The sequence below is a fragment of the Defluviicoccus vanus genome (genome assembly GCF_014672695.1).
Taxonomy (GTDB): Bacteria; Pseudomonadota; Alphaproteobacteria; order Rhodospirillales; family Defluviicoccaceae; genus Defluviicoccus; species Defluviicoccus vanus.
Genome location: NZ_CP053923.1, coordinates 2,665,110 through 2,686,041 on the forward strand (window position 1 = coordinate 2,665,110; position 20,932 = coordinate 2,686,041).

Genomic DNA, 20,932 nt, shown 5'->3' on the forward strand with positions numbered 1-20,932 from the left:
GCTGTTGCTAAGGCCGGCTGCAACCGGCGAACCGTCGGCAAAGACGTATCCATGCGCGGGTGCGTCGACAACCTCAACCCATCCGATAATGTTTGCGAACGGCCCTGCGAATGTTCCAGTGACATTTCAACCCGGCTGGAAAGGTAACCAGATCGCCCGGTCCGAACTCGACTATTTGGCCGTCCGTCGTGGTGACGCGCACGTCACCTTCGAGCAGGTAACAAACTTCCTCTATATCATATTCCCAGTCAAAGCGGCTGGCCTCCCGGCTCCAGGTGGGAAGCCGCTTCATTTCGGCAATTTCTTGTTCTGATGGCTTTTTTACCGTAATCGCCATCGCCGTTTACCCTCCTGAAGTCCGTGTGTCAGTCTAGATTGATGCGAATCACATAATGACTGTAGCATCCCCGGGGCCCCGGGCGCACGGTGCTGCCTGGCTTGACGTCGGTCGTCCATCTGCCTAGGTCATCTCACATCGCGTGGGACGGGGGGACGAGGATTGTTGCGGATGCCTGAGGACAGAACCGTCTCGATGACACGGCGGCATGCGCTGGTGCTTGCCGCCGGTGGGCTGGTTGCGTTTGCCGGAGCGCCGGCACGAGCGGCCGATCTTCCCGGGCCAATGGCACCGGGGATTCCGCTGCGCTTCGATATCGTCGTGCTAAATCAACTCATCGGTATACATCGGGTGGAATTCACCGGGCGGGGCGACCAGTTTTCGGTGACGACGACGATCGACGTGGACGCGAAGCTGCTCGGTTTGCCGGTGCTGCGCTATGTGCAAACCACCAGTGAAGCCTGGAACGGCGGGCGCCTGCAGCGTTTCCTAAGCGAGGGCGAGCAGAACGGTAGTCGCTTCCGTGCCACCGGTCAGGCGATCGACGAGGGCTTTGAGATGTTTGGCGAAGATGGGCGTTCGGTTGCTCCACGCGACACCATGCTCGCCACCTGCTGGAGCCCGCTGATGCTAGAGCGGTCGCAGGTGATCAACCCGAAGCGCGGCAAGCTGAAACGGCAGACGGTGGAGTCGCGCGAACCCACCACCTTCATGGTTGGCAATGCACCGACCGCCGTCACCCGCTACGTGGTCGACAGCGTCATCGATGGGACGATCTACTACGATGATCGCCAGACATGGGTTGCGGCTGCGTTCGAAAAGCGTGGTGCCCAGATCAACTACGTGCTGCACGCGTAGGATATATCATCCTTCAGTCGCAGACTATAATTACCCATTTTGGGGGTAATTATATCCCAATCAGGCCATATCCTCTGCTATACTGATCCGCGTCAAAGGGCGTGATCGGCCGTGTTGTCGCGGCGAAGGCAGAGGTGGCACGATGCTCTCGAAGACTCTGTGCGTGCTCGCGTTGTCGCTGCTCACTCTGTGTGGGTGCACGACGCTGACCAAGGAGTACGCGTCGTCGCCGCCGGAGCAAACTTCGATCGTTGTCGTCGGCTACTTCGATCCCTCCCGCACCGAATGGGAGCGGGACGCGTTGCGGTTTCAGCGTTCGTTGAACGCTGAACTGCGCGCATCCGGCGCGTTTGCCGAGGTGCGGTCGAGCGTGCCGCGATCGTTGCCGGCGGATGCGCTGGTGATCAATGGCACGGTGCTCGATGCCTATGGCGGCAATGACTTGGCGCAAGCCGTGCTCGGGCTCGGTGGGCCGTCGGCGCAGGTGGAGGTTCGCGTCAGCGACGGGCAGGATCGGGTTCTGCTCGTGTTCAATCAAGGCAGCCTGATCGCGCGCAAGCACCTTGATGTTCGCTCCTGGTCACCCTTGGAGGTGAGCAATCTTATGGACGATCTGGCGGCAGACGCGGCGCATGCGATCACGCGCTGGCGAGAAGGCAAACCGATCAATGATACGCTGTTCTGAGTGGTGTCAAGGCAGGCCGGAAGCGCTTTCGCGGCTGGCAATGCAGCGATGGCAAATCAAAAAAAAAGAAATCGGCGGACACGCGGGGGCGCGGGTCCGCCGGTCAATTCAATAAAGTCTAGCTTATTCTTATGGTTAAGTCAGAACTACTTCTTTACGACCGGGCCAAGCGGCCAAACGACACGACCATACACCTCGTTCAGCACCTGTGCCAGACCGGTGTAGAAGGCGGAGAAGCCAAGGACGATGCCGAACCAGCCGCCCAAATTCTTCAGCCCAGCGTTAGCGGTCAGGTCGCCGATGCACAACAGGGCGAAGGTGATGACCAACAGGAAGAATACGATCTGCAAGGCCCGGTTGAGGCGGAAGGTGCCGATGAACATGACGACGGACATCAGGCCCCAGACGCCTAGCCAACTCGCGATCCCGACATCGGTCGGCTTGTCGATGAGGCCCAGTTTCGGCAGGAGGACGATGGCGGCGAACGATAGCCAGAAGCAACCGTAGGATACGAAGGCGACGGTGGCGAAGGTATTGTTCTTCCGCCATTCCATGATCCCGGCGATCATCTGCCCGATCCCGCCATAGAAAATGGCCATGCCGAGGATAGCAGAATCAATCCCGAAGAACCCTGCATTGTGCATGCTGAGCAGGATCGTCGTCAGCGCGAAGCAGAGCAGTCCGAGCGGTCCCGGGTTGGCTGTTTGATCTTTGATAACAATCGTCTGTGGCATCGCCGGAACGACCGGAGAGGATTTAATATCGTTCATGTTCTTAAGCCTCCTAGTGGGCGGCGCAGTCGGCAGCGTTTTTCGTTGCTTCGCACTGCGGTCGCGCGCCGCGGATTGTCCCTGAACTCGCGTCTGTCCAACCAGCCAAACCAGCCAAACCAGTCGGACGGGGAGGACTGGTGTCCTCCTAGGCACGCTGCGCTGTGGCCGCACCGAAATCGTGGCGATACAGCGAGGTGGCAATGGCGCGGTGTTGGTTGATGCAGGCATCGAGAATGCCTTGGGCACAGTCCGTAGCTACGGCTGCGGTGGCGGCCGCCTCGGTGACCAATTGGCCAATCGGGACGGACTCAGCCAGCATGCCTGCGCACTCAGCAGCAAGCAGGCGGATCGGGTGCTTCATCAGTCTCCCCTCCCAAGGGTTTTTTGTTATCGAGTTTGGGTAGAAATGCTTTTTTGTTGTTGCCCGTCTTCCCCGACAGGATGATCCTTGCTTAGCGGGTCGCGTCGCCGACGGCTAGCGGGAATTCGACTTTTGTCGCATGGCGCTCTACTTTTTTGAACTGGGCGGGCAGGAATATCGCGCCGATTCGGTGTCGTAGGCATCGAAGCCGACGAGGTGACGCAGGGTTGCGAACTCAACGAGTTGGTTTGCCGGCGGCCATCCGCCGGCGGCCATCGCCGCCAGAGCATCCTGCATCGCCCGGACCGCGCTGCTGAGGAGTGTCAGCGGGTAGGCGGCAATCGCATAGCCGAGTTCGCGTAAGCGGGCGGCCGGGAGCACCGGGGTTGCCCCGCCTTCCAGCATGTTGGCGAGGTGTGTACCCGGCACCTCGCTGCAGATCCGTCGCATCTCCGCTTCACTGGTGGGGGCCTCGACGAACAGGATATCGGCGCCGAGATCTCTGAAGGCACGGGCACGGCACAGCGCCTCGTCCAGGCCATGGGTTGCCCGGGCATCGGTGCGAGCGAGAATGAGAATATCGGCGCCTTCGTTGCGGGCATCCACCGCCGCCCGGATCCGCAGCATCGCCTCTTCGCGGTCCACCACCTGCTTGCCGGTGGTGTGGCCGCAGCGTTTCGGCGCAACTTGGTCTTCGATCATCACCGCGGCGAAACCGGCCTGGGCGTAGCCGGCGACGGTGCGTTTGACGTTGAGCGGGTTGCCGTAGCCGGTATCTCCGTCACCGATCACCGGGATGCCGACGGCGGCGCAGATGTTGCGCCCCTGATCGAGCATCTCGGCATAGGAAATCAGGCCGGTATCCGGCAGCCCGAGGCGGGCGGCTGAGACGGCGAAGCCGCTNNTGAAGGTGAAGGTGAGGGGAAAGCCGGCCATTTCCACCAGCCGCGCCGACAACGCATCGAAGCAGCACGGCATGACCGTGCAATCGGCCGTGGCAAGTAGCGTTCGAAGACGGCTGGCAGGCGTCGAGGGAGATGTCGGCGGGGTGGACATCGACAGGGGGCCTCCGTTGGCTGGTCGAGGCCGATCCTGCCAAGTGTCATAATACTGTCAATTGTTGTCATCACCTGGCCCGCGGATGATGCGCCGCGCATTGGCGCTCGGCGACGAAGCAACAAAAGGTGCGACGGTGAATACGGACGAGGTACGCAGGCTTCTTTCGGACATGCAGCAGGTTCGTGAACACGTCCTGACCCAAGGGCAGTCCCATCTGCAGTCCTGGTCACCGATGCTGAATCGCCGTGTCTTCGAGGCGGGTGCTACCAACCTTGCCCATTACCTCGCCTTTCGCGGCCTGGAACTGCGGCCGTTGCAGAAGCCCTTGGTCACCCTCGGCCTGTCCGGTCTCGGACGCAGTGAGGGACGGGTGCTGCCAACCCTGGACGCGGTGATCGCCAACCTGCGCCTGCTGAGCGGTGAAGCGGTGGCACCGGACACCTGGCCAACGGAGGAGACCTTTTATGGCGGCGCCCAGGCGCTGCACCAGCACACGGAGACCCTGTTCGGGCCGGCGAGCGACGGTCGTGAAACGCGGATCATGGTGACCATGGCGCCGAAGGCGGCGAAGGATATCGAGCACGTCCGGGCGCTGTTTGCGGCCGGCATGGATGCGGCACGGATCAACTGTGCACACGACACGCCCGCCGCCTGGACGACAACGATCAACAACATCCGCTCCGTGGCGCAGGAATTCGGCCGCAGCTGCTCGATCCTGATGGATCTGCAAGGTCCGAAGATCCGCACCCGTACGGTGATCACCCCGGGGAAAGGCAAGTCGGTCAAGCCGGGCGATCGCATCCTCATCACCTTTGGCGAGCCGGCAGAAAACAGTGACTACCCGTTCCAGGCCAGCTGCGCGATGCCGCAAGTGCTACACCAAGTGGCCGCGGGGGCTTCGGTGTCGATCAAGGACGGGCTGATTGTCGGTCACGTGGAAGATATTCGCCCCGAGGGGCTACTGGTGGCGGTGACGCGCACGCCGCCGGAAGGCCAGCCGCTGGAAAAGGAGAAGGGGATCAACTTTCCCGGCACGCCGCTTACCGTCTCGCCACTCACCGACGAGGATCTGCGCCACCTGAATTTCGTCGCCGAACACGCCGACATGGTGGGCTACTCCTTCGTACAGCGGCCCGAGGATATCGCCTGGCTGCAGGCGGAATTGCAGGCCCGCCGCGGCGACCGGCCGCCGCTCGGCATCGTTGCCAAGATCGAGACCAAGCTCGCCTTCGCCAACCTGCCGGAGATGATCGTCCAGGCGGCCGGCAACAATCCCTTCGCGGTGATGATTGCCCGCGGCGATCTGGCGGTGGAGATCGGCTACGAGCGGCTGTCGGAAGTGCAGGAAGAAATTCTCTGGGTGTGCGAGGCGGCGCATGTGCCGGTGATCTGGGCAACGCAGGTGCTGGAAAGCCTGGTCAAGCGCGGCATGCCGTCGCGCGGCGAGTTCACCGACGCGGCGATGGGCAACCGGGCCGAGTGCGTGATGCTGAACAAGGGCCCCTACATCCGCGACGGCGTCGCCGTCCTCGACAATGTGCTGAAGCGAATGGAACANGCACATGCACAAAAAAAAAGCCCGCAACTTCGCGCCCTGTCCGCCTGGGCCGACGACGCCTGATTTCCACGACACGCGCTCTGCCCCGGCGGCACGCTGGCGCTCGGGCAAGGGGGCGGTCGCGTTGTTGGCGCTGAGTGGTCGCATAGCAAATATGGTGCCGCGCTATAGATTGTAGCGTTGACCCCTTAGTCTTGAATTTTGATGAACTCCTGTTCGCTGCTCCGTAGCGCCGGCGATCGTAATGGCGCAAGGACCCGGTGGCACTTTGCTGTCTGTTTCCGTTGAGGAGGGAACAGCGGGAGTGGGCGCTGACTACCGGTAGATACTGTAGAGAAAGCGGGTGGGAACGCCAACGCGGTACAGGCCGAGAAGCAGCAGATTACATATTGGCCGCAACACGTAGCCGTCGCGGCGGTACTTGGCGGCAGACGTGATCGCCGTCGCTGCCAGTGGCACCAGATGGGCCCGGCCGATGCGCCGGACGATGTCCACATCCTCCATCAGCGCGACGCCCTTGAACCCGCCCAGGCTTTCGTACATTTCCCGGCTTATCAGCAAGCCCTGATCGCCATAGGGAAGGCCCAGGAAGCGACTACGCCAAGCGACAATCCGCTCAAGCACGCGGGCGGCCCGGTTATCATCATCCAAGGCAAGACGAAAATAGCCGGCGCGCCGTTGATTTGTCGCGTCGGCTATGAAGGCGGTTACCACTGCAATCCAATTGGCATTGAGGTGGGTGTCGGCATGAAGGAAAAGCAACCAGTCGCCGGCAGCCGCTTCGGCGCCGGCGCTCATTTGTCGTCCGCGGCCACGTTGCGCTTCGACGAAGATCGCATCGCCCTGACTGGCGACAAAGTACGTATTGTCGGTAGACCCGCCGTCGGCGACGATGATTTCGCACGGCAGGAGGCCGCGCGCCTGCGAAAACGACTCAAGAAGGGGTTTGAGCAGGTCACCCGCGTTCAATGTCGGAATAATTACGCTCAGCACTGTCTCAAAATCCCCAAGCCAATCCCCTTCTTTTTATACTATGCCGAGCGTGAAGCAAAGGTCACTGCTTGCAAAACGCCCGGCAGCGTTGCATAGCGGCAACGCGTTTGTGTTGATACCCAATTTATAATACGGCCGCGACAGCTCGATGGATCGATACAAGGCCGCATCAGCGTCGCTGATTCGACGGCGTTCTTGTTTTGTCCATGGTGCTGTGGCATGCTTTGATCATGGACGCGCATCGACCACGCAGCACTCCAGCCAGCGCAGCATGCAAACGAAAAGGCCGGGGTGCCCTTGGCAATCCCGTCGGCCGCTACGAACGTCTCGAACGCGAGCCTGTCGCCGACGGCTGGTGGCAAGAAGAGGAGAACGGATCGCTCGCAACCTGCGTTCGTGACGAGCCGGCGCGTCGCATAATTTCCCGTAACGCGTCACCTGACATCCCCTTCGATCAATCGCTCAACCCCTATCGTGGTTGCGAGCACGGCTGCATTTATTGCTATGCCCGGCCGTCACATGCTTACCTGGGACTGTCGCCCGGGCTTGATTTCGAGACTCAGCTGTTTGCCAAGCCGGATGCACCGGCCATCCTTGAGCGCGAACTGCGCCAGCCGGGCTACCGCCCGAAGACGCTGATGATCGGCAGCAACACCGATCCTTATCAGCCGCTGGAACGTCGGCGACAGATCACCCGACAGGTGCTGCAGGTGCTGGCGGCATTTGCTCACCCGGTGGCGATTACTACCAAGTCGGCATTGGTGGCGCGCGATATCGACGTTCTCGCCCCTATGGCAGGCCGCCGCTTGGCGGCGGTCGCTATCTCGATCACTACCCTTGACCCCAGGCTGGCGCGGACGATGGAGCCGCGGGCGGTAAGTCCGCAGCGACGCCTGCAGGCGGTGCGGGCGTTGAGCGCTGCCGGCATCCCGGTGAGCGTCATGGCGGCGCCGATGATCCCGCACGTCAACGATCATGAGCTGGAGCGCATTCTCGAGGCAGCCGCCGCCGCCGGTGCTACCGCGGCCAGCTACACGCTGCTGCGACTGCCGCTGGAGCTGAAGGAGCTTTTCGCCGATTGGCTGGCGGCGACCATGCCGGCCAGGGCGGCCCGCGTCCTCAATCGCTTGCGCGATTGCCGCGACGGCAGTCTTTATGTGGCCGACTGGGGCACGCGGATGAGCGGCAGCGGCTCCTATGCCGCACTGCTGGCGCAGCGGTTTGATCTCGCGCTCCGCCGCAGTAGGCTGCAGCATCTGTCGGCTGGTGCGCGTGAGCTGGATACAACGCAATTTCACCCACCCGCGNNGCCAAACGATCAGCTGAGACTATTCTAGGGAAGATAGGCGACCATGGCGGTGGAGTTCTGGTTCGAGTTCGCCAGCACCTACTCCTATCCGGCGGCAATGCGGATCGAGGCGCTGGCGGCGGCGCAGCAGGTGCCGATCATCTGGCGGCCGTTCCTGCTAGGGCCGATCTTCGCCGCCCAGGGCTGGGGCGACTCGCCGTTCAATATTTATCCCGCCAAGGGCCGCTACATGTGGCGCGATATGGAGCGGCTGTGCGCCAAGTACGCATTGCCCTTGTGCCGACCCAGTACCTTTCCGCGCAGCGGCTTGCTGGCTGCACGCATAGCATTGCTTGCCGCGGAAGAAGCCTGGCTGCCCGACTTTGTCCGTGGCGTTTACCAGGCGAATTTTGTCCGGGACCAGAACGTAACCGACCCGGCGGTGGTCGCAGCGATCCTCGACGCTATGGGGCTTCCGAGCGCCGAATTGCTGCGCGCGTCTGCCACAGCCGAGGTCAAGGCGCGATTGCAGCAGCAAACGGCAGCGGCGGTAGCGCGNGGGATCTTCGGCGCACCGACCTTTGTTGCCGGCGAGGAGATGTTCTGGGGCAACGACCGGTTGGAAGACGCACTCGCCTGGCCGGGCGCGGCGGCTTAACGAGCGAGATGCAGGGGGTGCGGGCTGGCGGGAGTATGCGGCGATGCCCGATTTGAGCCGGGAGCTTGCGGCCGGCGGTATCGTCGCCGGGGTGGACGAGGTTGGGCGCGGCCCATGGGCGGGGCCGGTGCTTGCCGCGGCGGTGGTCCTCGACATTGCGCATCTGCCAGCGGGTCTCGCCGCCGCTATCGATGATTCGAAGATGCTGAGCCGGGTGCGACGCGAGCGCATCTTCGCAGCCTTGCCGGCATTCGCCTGCATCGGCGTCGGCCAAGCCTCGGTGGAAGAGATCGACCGGCTGAACATCCTGCAGGCGGCACTGCTGGCGATGCAGCGGGCAGTGGCGGCTCTCACCATTTGTCCTGATCTGGTGCTGGTGGATGGCAACAGAGCGCCGGTACTGCCCTGTCCGGCGCAGCCGGTGGTGGGCGGCGATGCCCTCTGCCTTTCGATCGCCGCTGCCTCGATCGTCGCCAAGGTGACCCGCGATCGACTGATGGCCGATCTCGCCGTCCGTTATCCGGGCTACGGCTGGGAACGCAATGCCGGCTACGGCACCGCGGAGCATCGGGCGGTGCTCGCCCGCCTCGGTCCGACGCCGGAGCACCGCCGCAGCTTCCGGCCGGTGCGGGAGCTGTGCGGCGGCTAGCTGCGAATCACTTTCGCATCACCCACCGCACCCCCTTAATAACCTGTTGCAAAGACTCCCTGTTTGACTTGGAGTCCAGGACACCTATGATTCTCGGCATGGTTGAGTCATGCCGTATAGAAGTCGATCGAATCATTTCTGGCGATTGCCTGCGGGTTATGGGCGAGCTGCCGGCTGCCTGTGTCGATCTGGTGTTTGCCGATCCGCCGTACAATCTGCAGCTCGCGGCAGAGCCATTGCTGCGGCCCGATAACAGCCGGGTTGATGGCGTTGATGAAAGCTGGGATCGCTTCGACGATTTTGCCGCCTACGACGCGTTTACGCGCGCCTGGCTGGCAGCGGCGCGCCGGCTGCTGAAGCCAGACGGAACCCTGTGGGTGATCGGCACCTACCACAACATCTACCGGGTGGGAAGCATCCTGCAGGACCTGGGTTACTGGATTCTTAACGATATTATCTGGCGCAAGACCAACCCGATGCCGAACTTCCGCGGCCGCCGCTTCACCAACGCGCACGAAACGCTGCTCTGGTGTGCCCGCGATCGCGACACCCGCTATCGCTTCAATCACTGGACGACGAAGCGGCTGAACGACGACTTGCAGATGCGGTCTGACTGGTTGATTCCGCTTTGTACCGGCCCGGAGCGGCTGAAGGAAGCGGGGCGCAAGGCGCATGCGACGCAGAAGCCGGAGGCGCTGCTCTACCGGNNGGTGCTGATGGCGGCGACGGCGCCGGGCGATGTGGTGCTCGACCCCTTCTTCGGCTCCGGGACCACCGGCGCGGTGGCGCGCCGGCTGCACCGGCGTTTTCTCGGCATCGAGCGCGATCCGCATTATGTGCAACTGGCACACGAGCGGCTGCAGGCCGTTCAGCCGCTGGCCGATCCGACGCTACTGGCGACGCCGGAGAAGCGCGAAGAGCCGCGCATTCCCTTCGGCTGGCTGGTGGAGCAGGGGCTGCTGCAGCCGGGTGATCTGCTGTTCGACCAGCGTCGACGCTACCTTGCGCGCGTAGCCGCCGACGGCACTATTGCCACTGCCGACCACCGCGGCTCGATTCATCGGGTGGGTGCGCTGGTCCAGCAAGCGACGGCCTGCAACGGCTGGGTATTCTGGCACACCGAGATCAACGGCGAACCGCAGCCGATCGATGTCTTCAGGCAGAAGTTGCGGGCGCTGCGTCCGTGATCGGCGGCGCGGACGCCACCTGTTCCCGCCTGCCGCCGCCAGCAGCACTGCATTGGCCTCCGCGACGCCAGCCACCACCGCGGCCTCCGCCGCACGGGCCAGACGCTTGCGGTCGCCGATCTGGCGGCTGTAGATCGGTGCATGGAAGCGCAGTTCCACGTGACAGCCGGGTAGCCGCAGCATGCGCATCAGATGCGGGAACAGCGACGCATCGCCATACCAGCAATAGAGTTCCCGCAAGGGTCCGACAAGCGGGGTGCCGTCGAGGCCGCGGGCGTAGATCATCGAAATCGGCTGTATGATCAGCTCTGGATCGTCCGTCTGCACCTGGGCGAGGCCGAAGAGTGCTGATTTGAACGGCGCAACGCCGCTGCCGTCGGTGCTGGTGCCTTCGGGGAACAAAATCAGCCGTTCACCGCTCATCAGCCGTTCGTGCATCATCTTTCGCTGCGCCTGCGCTTCGCTGCTGACGCGGTTGATGAACACGGTACGGGTGATGCGGGCGGCAAAGCCGAACAGGGGCCAGTGGGCCACTTCCGCCTTGGCGACGAAGGTTCCCTCAACAACGCTGGAGAGGACCGGAATATCCATATAGGACAAGTGATTGACGACATAGAGGGTGGGGCCATCGATGCGTGTTTCACCGACGGTATGGACGCGAATGCCGACGAAGCCGAGCATCGAGCGACACCAGCGGAGCTGGATGGCTCGCCGGTAGCGTGCAAGCGGACCGCCGCACACGGCATAGAGCGAAAAGGAGAACAGGCAGGAGAAAAGGAAACGAATGCCGCGCAGCAGCCCTCGCAGCCGCGATTCCTCCATGCCTAGCTTTCCTCTTGTTCCGCGGCCAACCGCTTATAGCGGCGCTCGTATTTGCCGGTGAGCTGATCGGTGTTGACGATGACGCAGACGTCGGTGGTGTTGAACTGGTGATCGACCACGGCGCCGTCACCAACGTAGCCGCCGACGCGAAGGTAGCCTTTGATCAGCGGCGGCAGGTCGTTCAGCACCGCCTGACCGTCGACCTCACTGGCGGAGAGCAGGTTCATCGAGACGTAGAGCTCGGGGAGGGCACGCGGGCGAATCGCTTCTGGCGCCAGATGGTGGTGATAGAGGTAGGACAGTTGCGCCCCCACCTGCGTCGGATCGGTGCCAGAAAAGCTGGCACAGCCGAACATCACCTGAATCTCATGGACGCGAACATAATCCGCCAGTCCCCGCCACAGCAGTTGCATTACGCCGCGACTGCGATAGGCGGCATCGACGCACGACCGGCCCACTTCGACGATCTCGCCCGGATGGGTTAGTACGCCATCCAGGTCATATTCCTGCTCGGTGTAGAAGCCGCTATGCTGAAGCGCTACCGACCGCCGCAGCAGACGGTACGTACCGACAACGCTCCCCTGGCCGCCGCCATTCATGTCGAGGACGAGCAGGTGGTCGCAAACCGGATCGAAGTGGTCGAAGTCGCGGCGGCGCGCCTGTACCTCAGGACTCGGAATCGCCGCCATCTCCTCGTAGAAGACGCGATACCTGAGCGCTTGCGACGCATCCAGGTCAGCATCGCTGGCCGCGAGTCGAACCTGGAAATTCTTAACCGTAAAGGGCTGCACGTTTCCTTCCTGCGCCGTCGCCGTTGATAGCCGGCGCAACCAAAACGCAACGAACTAAAATTCTACGTATCGTCAATCGTCGACGATGCTTCAAGTACAAATCGCGTACCTGCGCGAGGAGCAACGTCAGCGGGTCGGGATGGGCTTATCGCCCGAATAATCATAGAAGCCACGTCCCGTCTTGCGGCCGAGCCAACCCGCTTCCACGTACTTCACCAGCAGCGGGCACGGGCGGTATTTGGAATCCGCCAGACCATCATGCAACGTTTGCATGATCCCGAGGCAGGTATCAAGGCCGATAAAATCGGCCAGTTCCAGCGGACCCATCGGGTGATGGGTGCCGAGGCGCATAGCCGTATCGATGCTCTCCACTGATCCCACCCCTTCATAGAGGGTGTAGATCGCTTCGTTGACCATCGGCATCAGGATGCGGTGGACGACAAAGGCAGGAAAGTCTTCGGCGCTGATCGGGGTCTTGCCGAGGTGTTTGGCGAAATCATGGACGATGCGGTAAGTGTCTTCCTCGGTGGCGATACCGCGGATCAACTCCACCAATCCCATCCGCGGCACCGGATTCATGAAGTGGGTGCCGATGAAACGTCCCGGTCGATCAGTTTGCGCCGCGAGGCGGGTGATCGACAAGGTGGATGTGTTGGTGGTGATGATGGCGTCCTTAGGCAGCACCGGCCAAAGCTGCTTCAGGATCTCCTTCTTGATGCCTTCGTTTTCGACCGCGGCCTCGATCGCAAGCTGGCAATCGTGGAAGCCGGCGAAATCGGTCCCAGTTTCGATCCGGGCGAAGGCGTTCGCGGCGTCGCCTTCTTTCATCCAGCCGCGGTTCACCGAGCGGTCGAGCGAGGCAGCGATGGCCTCGCGGGCAACGTCCAATTGCTCCGGTTTTGCGTCCATGAGGTAGACCGCATAGCCGGCACGGGCGCATACGATAGCAATGCCGATTCCCATCTGACCGGCACCGACGATCCCAACCTTCTTGATGTCCATCAACCGACCCGAGGCCGCATCGCTCAGCGGGCTTTTGCCAGCTCGGAGGTAAACTCCGGCACCGCCTGAAACAGGTCCGCCACCAAGCCGTAATCGGCGACCTGGAAGATCGGCGCTTCCTCGTCCTTGTTGATCGCAACGATGATCTTGGAATCCTTCATGCCTGCCAGATGCTGAATCGCACCGGAAATGCCGACGGCGATGTAAAGGTCGGGTGCCACGACCTTGCCGGTCTGGCCCACCTGGTAGTCATTAGGAACGTAGCCGGCGTCCACCGCGGCGCGTGAGGCGCCGACGGCCGCTCCCAGCTTATCGGCCAGCGTCTCGATCAGATGAAAATTCTCGCTGGAGCCCATGCCACGGCCGCCGGAGACGACAATCTTGGCGCTGATGAGTTCGGGGCGCTCGCTCTTGGTCAGTTCCTGGCCGATGAACCGGGACAGTGCAGGATCCGCGGCGCCAGGAACTGCCTCGATCGTAGCACTTCCGCCCGTGCTCGCCGCTGCATCAAAGGTAGTGGTGCGGACGGTGAGGACCTTGATCGGATCGACGCTCTGCACCGTCGCCATGGCGTTGCCGGCGTAGATCGGCCTGACGAAGGTGTCGGCGCCGTTGATCGCGCAGACCTCCGAAAGCTGCGCCACATCGAGCATGGCAGCTACCCGCGGCATGATGTTCTTGCCGGAGGTTGTCGCCGCGGTAAGCACATGCGAATAGGCCGGGGCAAGGGCGACAATCAGCGGTGTGATCGCTTCCGCCAGCGGATGGCCATACATTGGCGCGTCAGCCAGCAGGACCTTGCCGACACCGGCAACCTTGGCTGCGGCTTCGGCAACGCCGGTGCAATCGCTGCCGGCGACCAGCAGGTGCACGTCGCCAACCTTCGCAGCGGCGGTAATGGCATGCAACGTCGCCGATTTGAGCGTGGCGTTGTCGTGGTCAGCAAGTACGAGGACGGTCATCAGATCACCTTCGCTTCGTCGCGAAGCTTCGCTNNACCAGCTCGGCCACGCTCTNNTTACCATGATGCCGGCCTGACGCTTCGGCGGTTCCTCCACCTTGAGCGTCCGCAACCGCGGTGCCGTGTCGACGCCAAGTGCCGCCGGCGTGATCGTCTCGATCGGTTTCTTCTTCGCCTTCATGATGTTGGGCAGTGACGCATAGCGCGGCGTATTCAGGCGCAGATCCACGGTGATCACCGCCGGTAGTGTGAGGGCAATGGTTTCCAGCCCACCGTCCACTTCCCGGGTCACCAGCGCTTCACCACCGTCCAGCACCAGCTTCGAGGCAAACGTTCCCTGGGCCCAGCCAAGCAGCGCCGACAGCATCTGTCCGGTCTGATTGGCGTCATCGTCGATCGCCTGCTTGCCGAGGATCACCAGATCGGGCTTGTCGCGCTCAACCAGTGCCTTCAGCAGCTTGGCTACCGCTAGCGGCTGCAGGTCATCGCTTGATTCCACAAGGATGCCGCGGTCGGCGCCGACGGCGAGCGCGGTGCGGATCGTTTCCTGACACTGGCTCACTCCCATCGATACGGCGATGATTTCAGTCGCCTTGCCGGCCTCCTTCAGCCGTACCGCTTCTTCGACCGCGATTTCGTCGAAGGGATTCATGGACATCTTGACGTTCGCCAGCTCAACACCGGTCTGATCTGCCTTGACGCGGACCTTGACGTTGTAATCGACGACGCGCTTCACAGAGACGAGGATTTTCATGGACGACCCGCGACGTGGTTGTTTTGGTTGTCGCTTGCAGGACACAGACGCGGCGGCCAGCCACCGACAAGACCATCCGCCCGATACCCGTGTTCGAGGCGCTTCCACCTCAAACTATATCTTTAGCCGAAGCCCGCAAGTTAAGGAGTACCTGCGCCGAGGTCAAGGCAGCGATGCGAGTGGTGCAACTTGCTTACGCACCGCCATTGCGGCTTCCCCGGGCGGTGAGCGGCACGGGATGAGCGGACAATGGCGGGCGGCATGGTGCGCGGCGGTGGTCGTACGGCTGACGCTGTTGTTGCCGCTGGATGCGATCAACCGGCTGTCTTCTGCATCCCAGGATAGTAAATCATAGGTTATGCATCCTTTGTGGGCATTGATGAGGCTTTCCTGCGTGTGGATGCCTAGTTTTTTGCGCAAGTGTTTCGCTGCCAGCTGCGTGGAATTTGGCAAGGGGGCAAGAAAAGGGCACGGGGCGCAGGGCTTCGGAACAGTTGCGAGCATCCATGGGTGACGACCCGTCGGACGACAGCCTGTTGGGCGCCGTTGCCGCAGGCGACAAGCGCGCGTTGGAGGTGCTAATGGCGCGGCATGTGGCTGGCGTGCTTGCATTGGCACAACGGATGACCGGCAGCGCCGATGATGCCGACGAGGTGGCGCAGGAGGCTTTTCTTCGGGTGTGGAAATCGGCGTATCGCTGGCAACCCGAGGGCACCGCCCGCTTCAGCACTTGGCTCTATCGCGTCGTTGTCAATCTTTGTCTCGATCGGCGGCGCAAGAAAAGCATGCTTCCGCTCGAAGATGCGTTGGAAGCAGTAGATATGGCGCCCTGTGGCCTCGATGTGCTGGCCTCGCGTGAAGGCTCGGTGCTGGTGGCAGCGGCGCTGGCGGAGTTGCCGCCGCGACAGCGGGCCGCCGTCTGCCTCTACTACTTTGCCGGCAAGTCGGCACCGGAGGCGGCGCAGGTCTTGTCGCTCTCAGCTTCAGCCATGGAGTCGTTGCTGGTGCGGGGACGCCGGGCACTCAAGAAGAAGCTGATGGGACGCGGGATAAACAAATTGGGAGACGTGCTATGAACCATGGCATGACCTCTGAGGATTTCGTGCTGGCTCTGGAGCGTTATGGGGGAAACCTCAGTCGGTGGCCACGCGAGTTGGGTGAAGCTGCCAGGGCTCTGCTCGTACAATCGCCGGCGTCGGGTGCTGCATTGGACCATGCGCGAGCGTTCGATGCCTACCTTCGTGCCAACGATCCGGCAGCGGCGATCGAACCGGAGCGCTGTGTCAAAATCATCCGCCGGGTGATGGCGCAAACGCATACCGTCAGCGACGATCGGGGCAGCAGTGTTTGGCGTTGGCGAAGCCTTGCCTGCGTCGCCGCCCCAGTGCGCGTTTCCGCGCTTCGCTTCGCCGCGACAGCGCTGACAGCGGCGACGCTTGGCGTTCTCGCCGGTCGCGGCCTGACCCAGGTCACCGACGGGGAGATGGGGGCTATCGTAGCCAACAGCGGTGTCGTGGTAACGACCGCCGGCTTGGCGGCACTGCTGCACCAACCGCAGCTGATGCTCGCGGAGCCGCAGTGACGATGCAGATTTCGTTGCCGCGCTGGGCGCTGCCGGTTTCGCTGCTGCTCAACGTCTTTTTGCCGGGGTCGTGACGGCGCTCGTCCTGCCGGTGATCGTCGGTTCACCGCGGCCACATCGCCACGGCCCTCCGGATGCACTGCGGATGGCCGATGACATGGCGGCGACATTGCCGGCGGCGGATGCGACGCTTCTCCGCCGTGCCTTCGAGGCTCGTACAGCAGTCATTCGCGACAATCAGGCGAAGATGGCAGCGTTCCCCGATCGGTTGCGTGCGGCCACCGACGCTGAGCCCTTCCGTATCGACGCGCTGGCGGCGGTCTTCGCTGACGGGCAGGCGGCGCGGGGCGCCTTTGAAGAGGCGATTGCGATCTCGGTTCTCGATGCCGTCGGCCAGATGTCGCAGGAGGGTCGTCACCGCTTGGCCGCCTGGCGGCCAGGCGCACCTGACCGGTTGCCGCCGCCACCACCCGATCGCCGCTGATTGCTGCCGGCTGTGGCCCCCTTACCCCCCGGGGTTGCGGCAACGGCTCGATCTTGGCGGCAATAGCCGGAGAGTTGCTCGCGGTATATGAAGCATCGACCGGTGAAGGGGCTCCGGCGGATTGCCGCCCTTGCCGTTGCCAATGCGACGGAGGGCCAACGGGGTCCACCGGAGCCTTGCTTTCAGTCCTGGCGACGAATGGGTACGCCCGTGCGTTGCCGTGGCGCGGCCTGCCAGGACGGCAGGCTTGGCCACGACGTCCCTTCCCTCAGTCGGCTATACCCTGCGCAAGCTGGCGCAGGCCCTGGAGAAACGACGACAGGCTGCAACTGCGCAGCGGGACAAAGGCCGAGGCCCGTTGCCGACAATGACGTTTCGCCCGCATGCAGGCGTCGTGGCTGATGCAGTCCACAGGGCAGAAGACCGCGTCGCCCTGGGCGAGGATGCGGTCGAGCCGGGTGTTCCGTTCCTCCATGCCACCATCGTGGTGCAGGAACACGCCACCGAAGCGTTCTACAGCCGCACGCAGGTGGGGAATGGTGCTGCCGCGCCCGCCGACGTAGACGATGCGCTGCCCGGAGAGATCGATCGCGTCATCGTTCTCGTCGTCGTTGGCCACCCCGTCCGCTGGCGGGGCAAGTCGTGCACGAAGCAAACGTTCCATCGCCTCGCATTCGGCGGCGACGTCGCGCACCGTTCCTTCCGCCTCCGTTGCCGTCTGCTGCAGCCGCGTCTGCTCACACTCAAGTTTCGCCAGCAGCGCGTCCTGCCGCACCAGTTCGTCCGCCTCCGCTCGCACTTTGTCGCCGACCGCGGCCAGTACCTGCCGCAGCGCTTGCATGGCTGTGCCACTCTCAAGGTTATGGAGCCAGACCTCGCTGCGCTGGAGGCATGCGGCCACGTCCTCTTCACCGAAAAGACGCGCCTGCAGGTCGCGGACATCCGCTGCGTGGCAATCCGCCAACTGGCGCATCTCGCGTTCACGTTCCAGTTGCCGCTGCTTTAGCGCGGCGAGCACGTCCGCCACCGCATCGCGCTCACGTTCGATCGCCATCAGCCGCCGGGCATCGCCGCGATTGGCGGCACCCATCACGTGTGAGAGCATATGCACCTCGCCGAAGGCACGCATCATCAGAACTTCGGAAGCTACAGGATGCGTCAACAGTGCCCAGTACGGCCCCGGAACGTCGCCGTCATCGATGCTTGTCGTCCACGATGCGGCGAGATCGTCGATGCTCGATGCTGCGGCAAAGCGGCGGACCGCCACCATATAGCGCCGGTCGAGGAGCTTATGCATCTGCTTCGCCACCGGTCCCGGCTGTGCCGCCCAGACGACAAAAGTTCCGTGGACGTGAAAGTCGCTGGCGGTCTGCAGCTGATCGATCTTCAGCCGGCGCTCGATTCGCCGCAGGTCGCCGAGGGTGAGACATGTGCCCACAAGCGAGCAGAGGAGGCTGCTCCTGATCTCCCAGAGCTTACGCCGCCGGCCGGCGGCTGCGTTGCACGCCGCATGGTCCGGAGCAACGCGTGGTGCGGGCCGTGTGAAGGGGGTGTAGTGAAAGCAGGACATGGCGATATGCAATTAATAATTATTCGCAAAAGATAATTACCACATGATATTTGCGGTTACAAATTGAAAAACCGCCCGGAAGCAGGCCGTGTGGCGCCGTCTCGATCGGCATCAGGCGACAGGCACGTGGCCACCGCCGATGCGACATTGCGGCCACGCAGGATTACCCGAGGCTTTTGCCGTCGGCGTTGGGGCCGCTGATCCGGCACGGCCTTGGAACCTGATCGAAGAGCGAAACGTTGTTAGGCATCTGCAATTCTGAGGAGGCGAACAGATGCATTCCAAGTTGACCCGACCGCTTATCGTTGCGGCGGCAGCACTTGCCGTCGGTGGGCTGGTTTCAACTGGTCCCCTTCTGGCGCAAGGTACATCACAGACGGTGGCAATCGCCCGCATTGACATCCAGAAGCTTGCTACCGGTTTCCGCGCATCGAAGCTTATCGGCGGCACCGTGGTCAATCACGCGGGCGACAAGATTGGCACCCTCGACGATCTTATCCTTGAGCCGAACGCCAACACGCCGGTCGCCATCCTTTCCATCGGCGGCTTCCTCGGCGTCGGCGATCACCTCGTCGCCGTACCCTTCAGCAGCCTGACCATCAACAAGGAGAAGATCGTCCTGCCCCGCGCGACCAAGGAGGAACTGAAGGCGTTGCCCGAGTTCAAATACGCATCCAGCTAAGCCGTATGCTCGGTGTCAATGGGTGGCGTGCGGATACCGGCGCATGCCACCCGGACCCCCTGTCGTGTCAGTGCCGCGCTGGCTGAGGGAACGCCAATCTCTGCGCGGCGATCAGGAACAAGCGCCAACCAGGCTCAGCCAGTTGCCGAATTTTGCTCCCCACGATTTCAGTGCCAGATCGACCTCGCGCCATGACGTGAGTGGCGTGCCGCGGGCGGCATCGGTCGGACGTCGGTCGATTGTCTGCCAAAGGACCGCGCCGGTGGTCGCGTCGCGGGCGATCGTCTTCAGCATGGCGTGGCCGACGAAAGTGCCGGCAACGGGGTCGAAGGGAGTGGTGCCGATGGTATCGGCGAGACGAAGGCCGGGCTTGGTCGAGGAGATGGCGTTGAGGGCCGGATCCGGCGTGTCAGCCTCGACGAGTGCGACGTTGACGATCAGTGTGCCGACCGAAGGCGTGTCAACCATCTCGCAGAGCTGCTCGCTGACGAATTGCATTTCGCTGAAGACGGCGTTGGCCAAAGTCTTGCGTTGCGCCGGCGGAACAGTCGCCAAGCCGCCGTACGATCCGCTCCACAATGTTGCCGGCTCAAGGATCATCTTGGTGTAGCTGTACCAGACGACGCCGGAATAGGTGGAGAAGAGCGCCGGTTCGCCAACGCCGCCCGGTTGCAATGCCTGCGTGTCGGACAGGAACCCATCCGTCGCCGGCCCTTCACTGACTCGCGACCGCGTGCTGCAGGCAGCCAGTACCAGCATAGAAGCGGTAATGGCAAACCACCCCACCTTGCGATCCATTCCCGTGACCCCCTTGCCAGATGCCCTGTTTACCCGCCGCTTGCGTTCGCGTCATGACGGGTCCTTGCATCAGCTGAGAGGCGGATGTCAATGGGTTCACCGTTCCTGCTTGCCACTGCTGCCGCCACCAAAGCTGGTGTCAGTTGGGATGGCGGAAACGTCCGGATAACACGGTCTGTGGGCTCGCGACAGCCGGGAGTGCCTGGGGAGGTGCCGGGGGCGATGCCTGCATCAACCCATGATATTGTAGCCACCGTCCATATAGAGGACCTCGCCGGTGATGATCTTCAGATAGTCGCAGGCGAGGACGGCGGTGGCGACACCCACCTGGTCCGGGGTGACGAGGGTATTGGTGGGCGCTCGCTCCTTGGTCTTCTCGAGGAGTTCGTCGAAGCGGCTGATCCCCGATGCAGCGCGGGTGAGCACCGGCCCGGGCGAAACGACGTTGACGCGGATGCCCTTCGGTCCCAGCTCGGCCGCCATGTATTTGGCCGCAGTCTCCAGCGCCGCCTTCGCCGGACCCATGATGCCGTAGTGGGGGACCACCTTCTCACCGCCGAAGTAGCTGACAGTGAAAATGGCGCCGCCGGACTTTGCCATCAGCGGCTCCGCCAACTGCGCCAAATGCATCAGCGACCAGACGGAGATCTCCATCGTCGAGAGGAAGCCAGGCAGGCTGCAGTCAGTAACCCGGCCGTGCAGGTCGTCGCGCGGGCTGAAGGCGATAGAGTGAACCAGGACCTGCAGAGAGCCCCATTCGCGCTCAATCGCGGCGATGACGTTTCCCACCTGCCCGTGTTCGCGCACGTCGCAGGGCAAATAGAGTGCGGGGGCCACGCCGAGGGCCTCGGCCAGCTGTTGCGTGTAGGGCTTGGATTTTTCGTTGAGGTAGGTAATCGCCAGATCGGCTCCGAAGGCGCGCAGCGCCCGGGCGATGCCATAGGCGATCGAATCCTTATTGGCGATGCCGACAACGAGTGCCTTGTGGCCGGCGAGCGGTTTCTCGGGAATTTGCAGCGGTTGCAGGATGGGGTCGTTGGGATCGATCTGCGGGTCGGCCATGGTCGGTCTCCTCAACGT

Annotated in this window: 22 protein-coding genes and 2 pseudogenes; 11 read left to right on the forward strand and 13 right to left on the reverse strand. The window is 62.8% G+C overall.

Annotated features, from left to right (window positions below; genetic code table 11):
* Positions 1 to 73: 73 nt before the first annotated feature.
* Entirely contained in the window at positions 74 to 337 is a 264-nt protein-coding gene (locus HQ394_RS12000; protein ID WP_190260450.1) for a cupin domain-containing protein, read from the reverse strand.
* A 171-nt stretch (positions 338 to 508) separates the two neighbouring features.
* Between HQ394_RS12000 and HQ394_RS12005 the strand changes: the two genes are divergently transcribed.
* The gene (locus HQ394_RS12005) at positions 509 to 1,195 is read left to right on the forward strand and encodes a DUF6134 family protein (RefSeq protein WP_190260451.1); all 687 of its coding nucleotides are present in this window, start codon (positions 509 to 511) and stop codon (positions 1,193 to 1,195) included.
* A gap of 142 nt (positions 1,196 to 1,337) precedes the next feature.
* Positions 1,338 to 1,880 (forward strand): DUF4410 domain-containing protein, encoded by a 543-nt coding sequence (locus HQ394_RS12010; protein WP_190260452.1) that lies wholly within the window; start codon positions 1,338 to 1,340, stop codon positions 1,878 to 1,880.
* A 146-nt stretch (positions 1,881 to 2,026) separates the two neighbouring features.
* On the opposite strand, the gene HQ394_RS12015 is transcribed toward HQ394_RS12010, so the two are convergent.
* The 3 genes from HQ394_RS12015 to HQ394_RS12025 all read right to left on the reverse strand — a co-directional run bounded on the left by HQ394_RS12015 (position 2,027) and on the right by HQ394_RS12025 (position 4,070).
* On the reverse strand, positions 2,027 to 2,650 hold the full coding sequence (locus HQ394_RS12015) for an acetate uptake transporter (protein ID WP_223291547.1): 624 nt from the start codon (positions 2,648 to 2,650) through the stop codon (positions 2,027 to 2,029).
* 148 nt (positions 2,651 to 2,798) lie between these two features.
* On the reverse strand, positions 2,799 to 3,014 hold the full coding sequence (locus HQ394_RS12020; RefSeq protein WP_190260453.1) for a hypothetical protein: 216 nt from the start codon (positions 3,012 to 3,014) through the stop codon (positions 2,799 to 2,801).
* A gap of 147 nt (positions 3,015 to 3,161) precedes the next feature.
* Positions 3,162 to 4,070 (reverse strand): isocitrate lyase/PEP mutase family protein, encoded by a 909-nt coding sequence (locus HQ394_RS12025; RefSeq protein WP_190260454.1) that lies wholly within the window; start codon positions 4,068 to 4,070, stop codon positions 3,162 to 3,164.
* 235 nt (positions 4,071 to 4,305) lie between these two features.
* Here HQ394_RS12025 and HQ394_RS12030 point away from each other — a divergent pair, with 235 nt between their 5' ends.
* Positions 4,306 to 5,694 carry a pyruvate kinase gene (locus HQ394_RS12030; RefSeq protein ID WP_223291548.1) on the forward strand — a complete coding sequence of 463 codons (1,389 nt, stop codon included), beginning with the start codon at positions 4,306 to 4,308 and terminating at the stop codon, positions 5,692 to 5,694.
* 252 nt (positions 5,695 to 5,946) lie between these two features.
* Here HQ394_RS12030 and HQ394_RS12035 read toward each other — a convergent pair whose 3' ends face one another.
* The gene (locus tag HQ394_RS12035; protein WP_190260455.1) at positions 5,947 to 6,624 is read right to left on the reverse strand and encodes a TIGR04283 family arsenosugar biosynthesis glycosyltransferase; all 678 of its coding nucleotides are present in this window, start codon (positions 6,622 to 6,624) and stop codon (positions 5,947 to 5,949) included.
* A 230-nt stretch (positions 6,625 to 6,854) separates the two neighbouring features.
* Here HQ394_RS12035 and HQ394_RS12040 point away from each other — a divergent pair, with 230 nt between their 5' ends.
* From HQ394_RS12040 to HQ394_RS12055, 4 genes are all read left to right on the forward strand, one after another.
* On the forward strand, positions 6,855 to 7,961 hold the full coding sequence (locus HQ394_RS12040) for a PA0069 family radical SAM protein (RefSeq protein WP_223291549.1): 1,107 nt from the start codon (positions 6,855 to 6,857) through the stop codon (positions 7,959 to 7,961).
* 15 nt (positions 7,962 to 7,976) lie between these two features.
* On the forward strand, positions 7,977 to 8,570 hold the full coding sequence (locus HQ394_RS12045) for a 2-hydroxychromene-2-carboxylate isomerase (protein ID WP_190260457.1): 594 nt from the start codon (positions 7,977 to 7,979) through the stop codon (positions 8,568 to 8,570).
* Positions 8,571 to 8,613: 43 nt separating this feature from the next.
* On the forward strand, positions 8,614 to 9,219 hold the full coding sequence (locus tag HQ394_RS12050; RefSeq protein WP_190260458.1) for a ribonuclease HII: 606 nt from the start codon (positions 8,614 to 8,616) through the stop codon (positions 9,217 to 9,219).
* Between the two features lie 98 nt (positions 9,220 to 9,317).
* Positions 9,318 to 10,406, forward strand: a complete 1,089-nt coding sequence (locus HQ394_RS12055) for a site-specific DNA-methyltransferase (RefSeq protein WP_190260459.1) — start codon at positions 9,318 to 9,320, stop codon at positions 10,404 to 10,406.
* A 294-nt stretch (positions 10,407 to 10,700) separates the two neighbouring features.
* On the opposite strand, the pseudogene HQ394_RS19950 reads toward HQ394_RS12055, so the two are convergent.
* From HQ394_RS19950 to HQ394_RS19960, 5 genes and pseudogenes are all read right to left on the reverse strand, one after another.
* Positions 10,701 to 11,228, reverse strand: a pseudogene (locus tag HQ394_RS19950) (lysophospholipid acyltransferase family protein); the annotation flags it as partial.
* A gap of 2 nt (positions 11,229 to 11,230) precedes the next feature.
* On the reverse strand, positions 11,231 to 12,019 hold the full coding sequence (locus HQ394_RS12060; protein WP_223291550.1) for a GNAT family N-acetyltransferase: 789 nt from the start codon (positions 12,017 to 12,019) through the stop codon (positions 11,231 to 11,233).
* Between the two features lie 126 nt (positions 12,020 to 12,145).
* Positions 12,146 to 13,024 carry a 3-hydroxybutyryl-CoA dehydrogenase gene (locus tag HQ394_RS12065; protein ID WP_190260461.1) on the reverse strand — a complete coding sequence of 293 codons (879 nt, stop codon included), beginning with the start codon at positions 13,022 to 13,024 and terminating at the stop codon, positions 12,146 to 12,148.
* Between the two features lie 20 nt (positions 13,025 to 13,044).
* The gene (locus tag HQ394_RS19955; protein ID WP_223292096.1) at positions 13,045 to 13,983 is read right to left on the reverse strand and encodes an electron transfer flavoprotein subunit alpha/FixB family protein; all 939 of its coding nucleotides are present in this window, start codon (positions 13,981 to 13,983) and stop codon (positions 13,045 to 13,047) included.
* Between the two features lie 57 nt (positions 13,984 to 14,040).
* Positions 14,041 to 14,736 (reverse strand): annotated as a pseudogene (locus HQ394_RS19960) (electron transfer flavoprotein subunit beta/FixA family protein); the annotation flags it as partial.
* A 506-nt stretch (positions 14,737 to 15,242) separates the two neighbouring features.
* Between HQ394_RS19960 and HQ394_RS12080 the strand changes: the two are divergent.
* From HQ394_RS12080 to HQ394_RS12090, 3 genes are all read left to right on the forward strand, one after another.
* Positions 15,243 to 15,812: an RNA polymerase sigma factor gene (locus HQ394_RS12080; protein WP_190260464.1), complete on the forward strand. Its 570-nt coding sequence runs from the start codon at positions 15,243 to 15,245 to the stop codon at positions 15,810 to 15,812.
* An 8-nt stretch (positions 15,813 to 15,820) separates the two neighbouring features.
* Positions 15,821 to 16,318 carry a hypothetical protein gene (locus HQ394_RS12085; RefSeq protein WP_190260465.1) on the forward strand — a complete coding sequence of 166 codons (498 nt, stop codon included), beginning with the start codon at positions 15,821 to 15,823 and terminating at the stop codon, positions 16,316 to 16,318.
* Between the two features lie 70 nt (positions 16,319 to 16,388).
* Positions 16,389 to 16,802, forward strand: coding sequence for a periplasmic heavy metal sensor (locus HQ394_RS12090; protein ID WP_190260466.1), 414 nt, complete (start codon positions 16,389 to 16,391; stop codon positions 16,800 to 16,802).
* A gap of 268 nt (positions 16,803 to 17,070) precedes the next feature.
* On the opposite strand, the gene HQ394_RS12095 is transcribed toward HQ394_RS12090, so the two are convergent.
* A complete protein-coding gene (locus HQ394_RS12095; protein ID WP_190260467.1) occupies positions 17,071 to 18,372 on the reverse strand; it encodes a DUF2325 domain-containing protein in 1,302 nt (433 codons plus the stop codon).
* A 274-nt stretch (positions 18,373 to 18,646) separates the two neighbouring features.
* On the opposite strand from HQ394_RS12095, the gene HQ394_RS12100 reads away from it, so the two are divergent.
* Positions 18,647 to 19,054 (forward strand): PRC-barrel domain-containing protein, encoded by a 408-nt coding sequence (locus HQ394_RS12100; protein ID WP_190260468.1) that lies wholly within the window; start codon positions 18,647 to 18,649, stop codon positions 19,052 to 19,054.
* A gap of 111 nt (positions 19,055 to 19,165) precedes the next feature.
* Here the strand turns inward: HQ394_RS12100 and HQ394_RS12105 are convergent, their stop codons facing one another.
* Both HQ394_RS12105 and fabI read right to left on the reverse strand, forming a co-directional pair.
* Entirely contained in the window at positions 19,166 to 19,852 is a 687-nt protein-coding gene (locus HQ394_RS12105; protein WP_190260469.1) for a DUF3313 family protein, read from the reverse strand.
* A gap of 231 nt (positions 19,853 to 20,083) precedes the next feature.
* Complete coding sequence (gene fabI, locus HQ394_RS12110; protein WP_190260470.1) at positions 20,084 to 20,914, reverse strand: enoyl-ACP reductase FabI; 831 nt, start codon at positions 20,912 to 20,914, stop codon at positions 20,084 to 20,086.
* Positions 20,915 to 20,932: the final 18 nt, after the last annotated feature.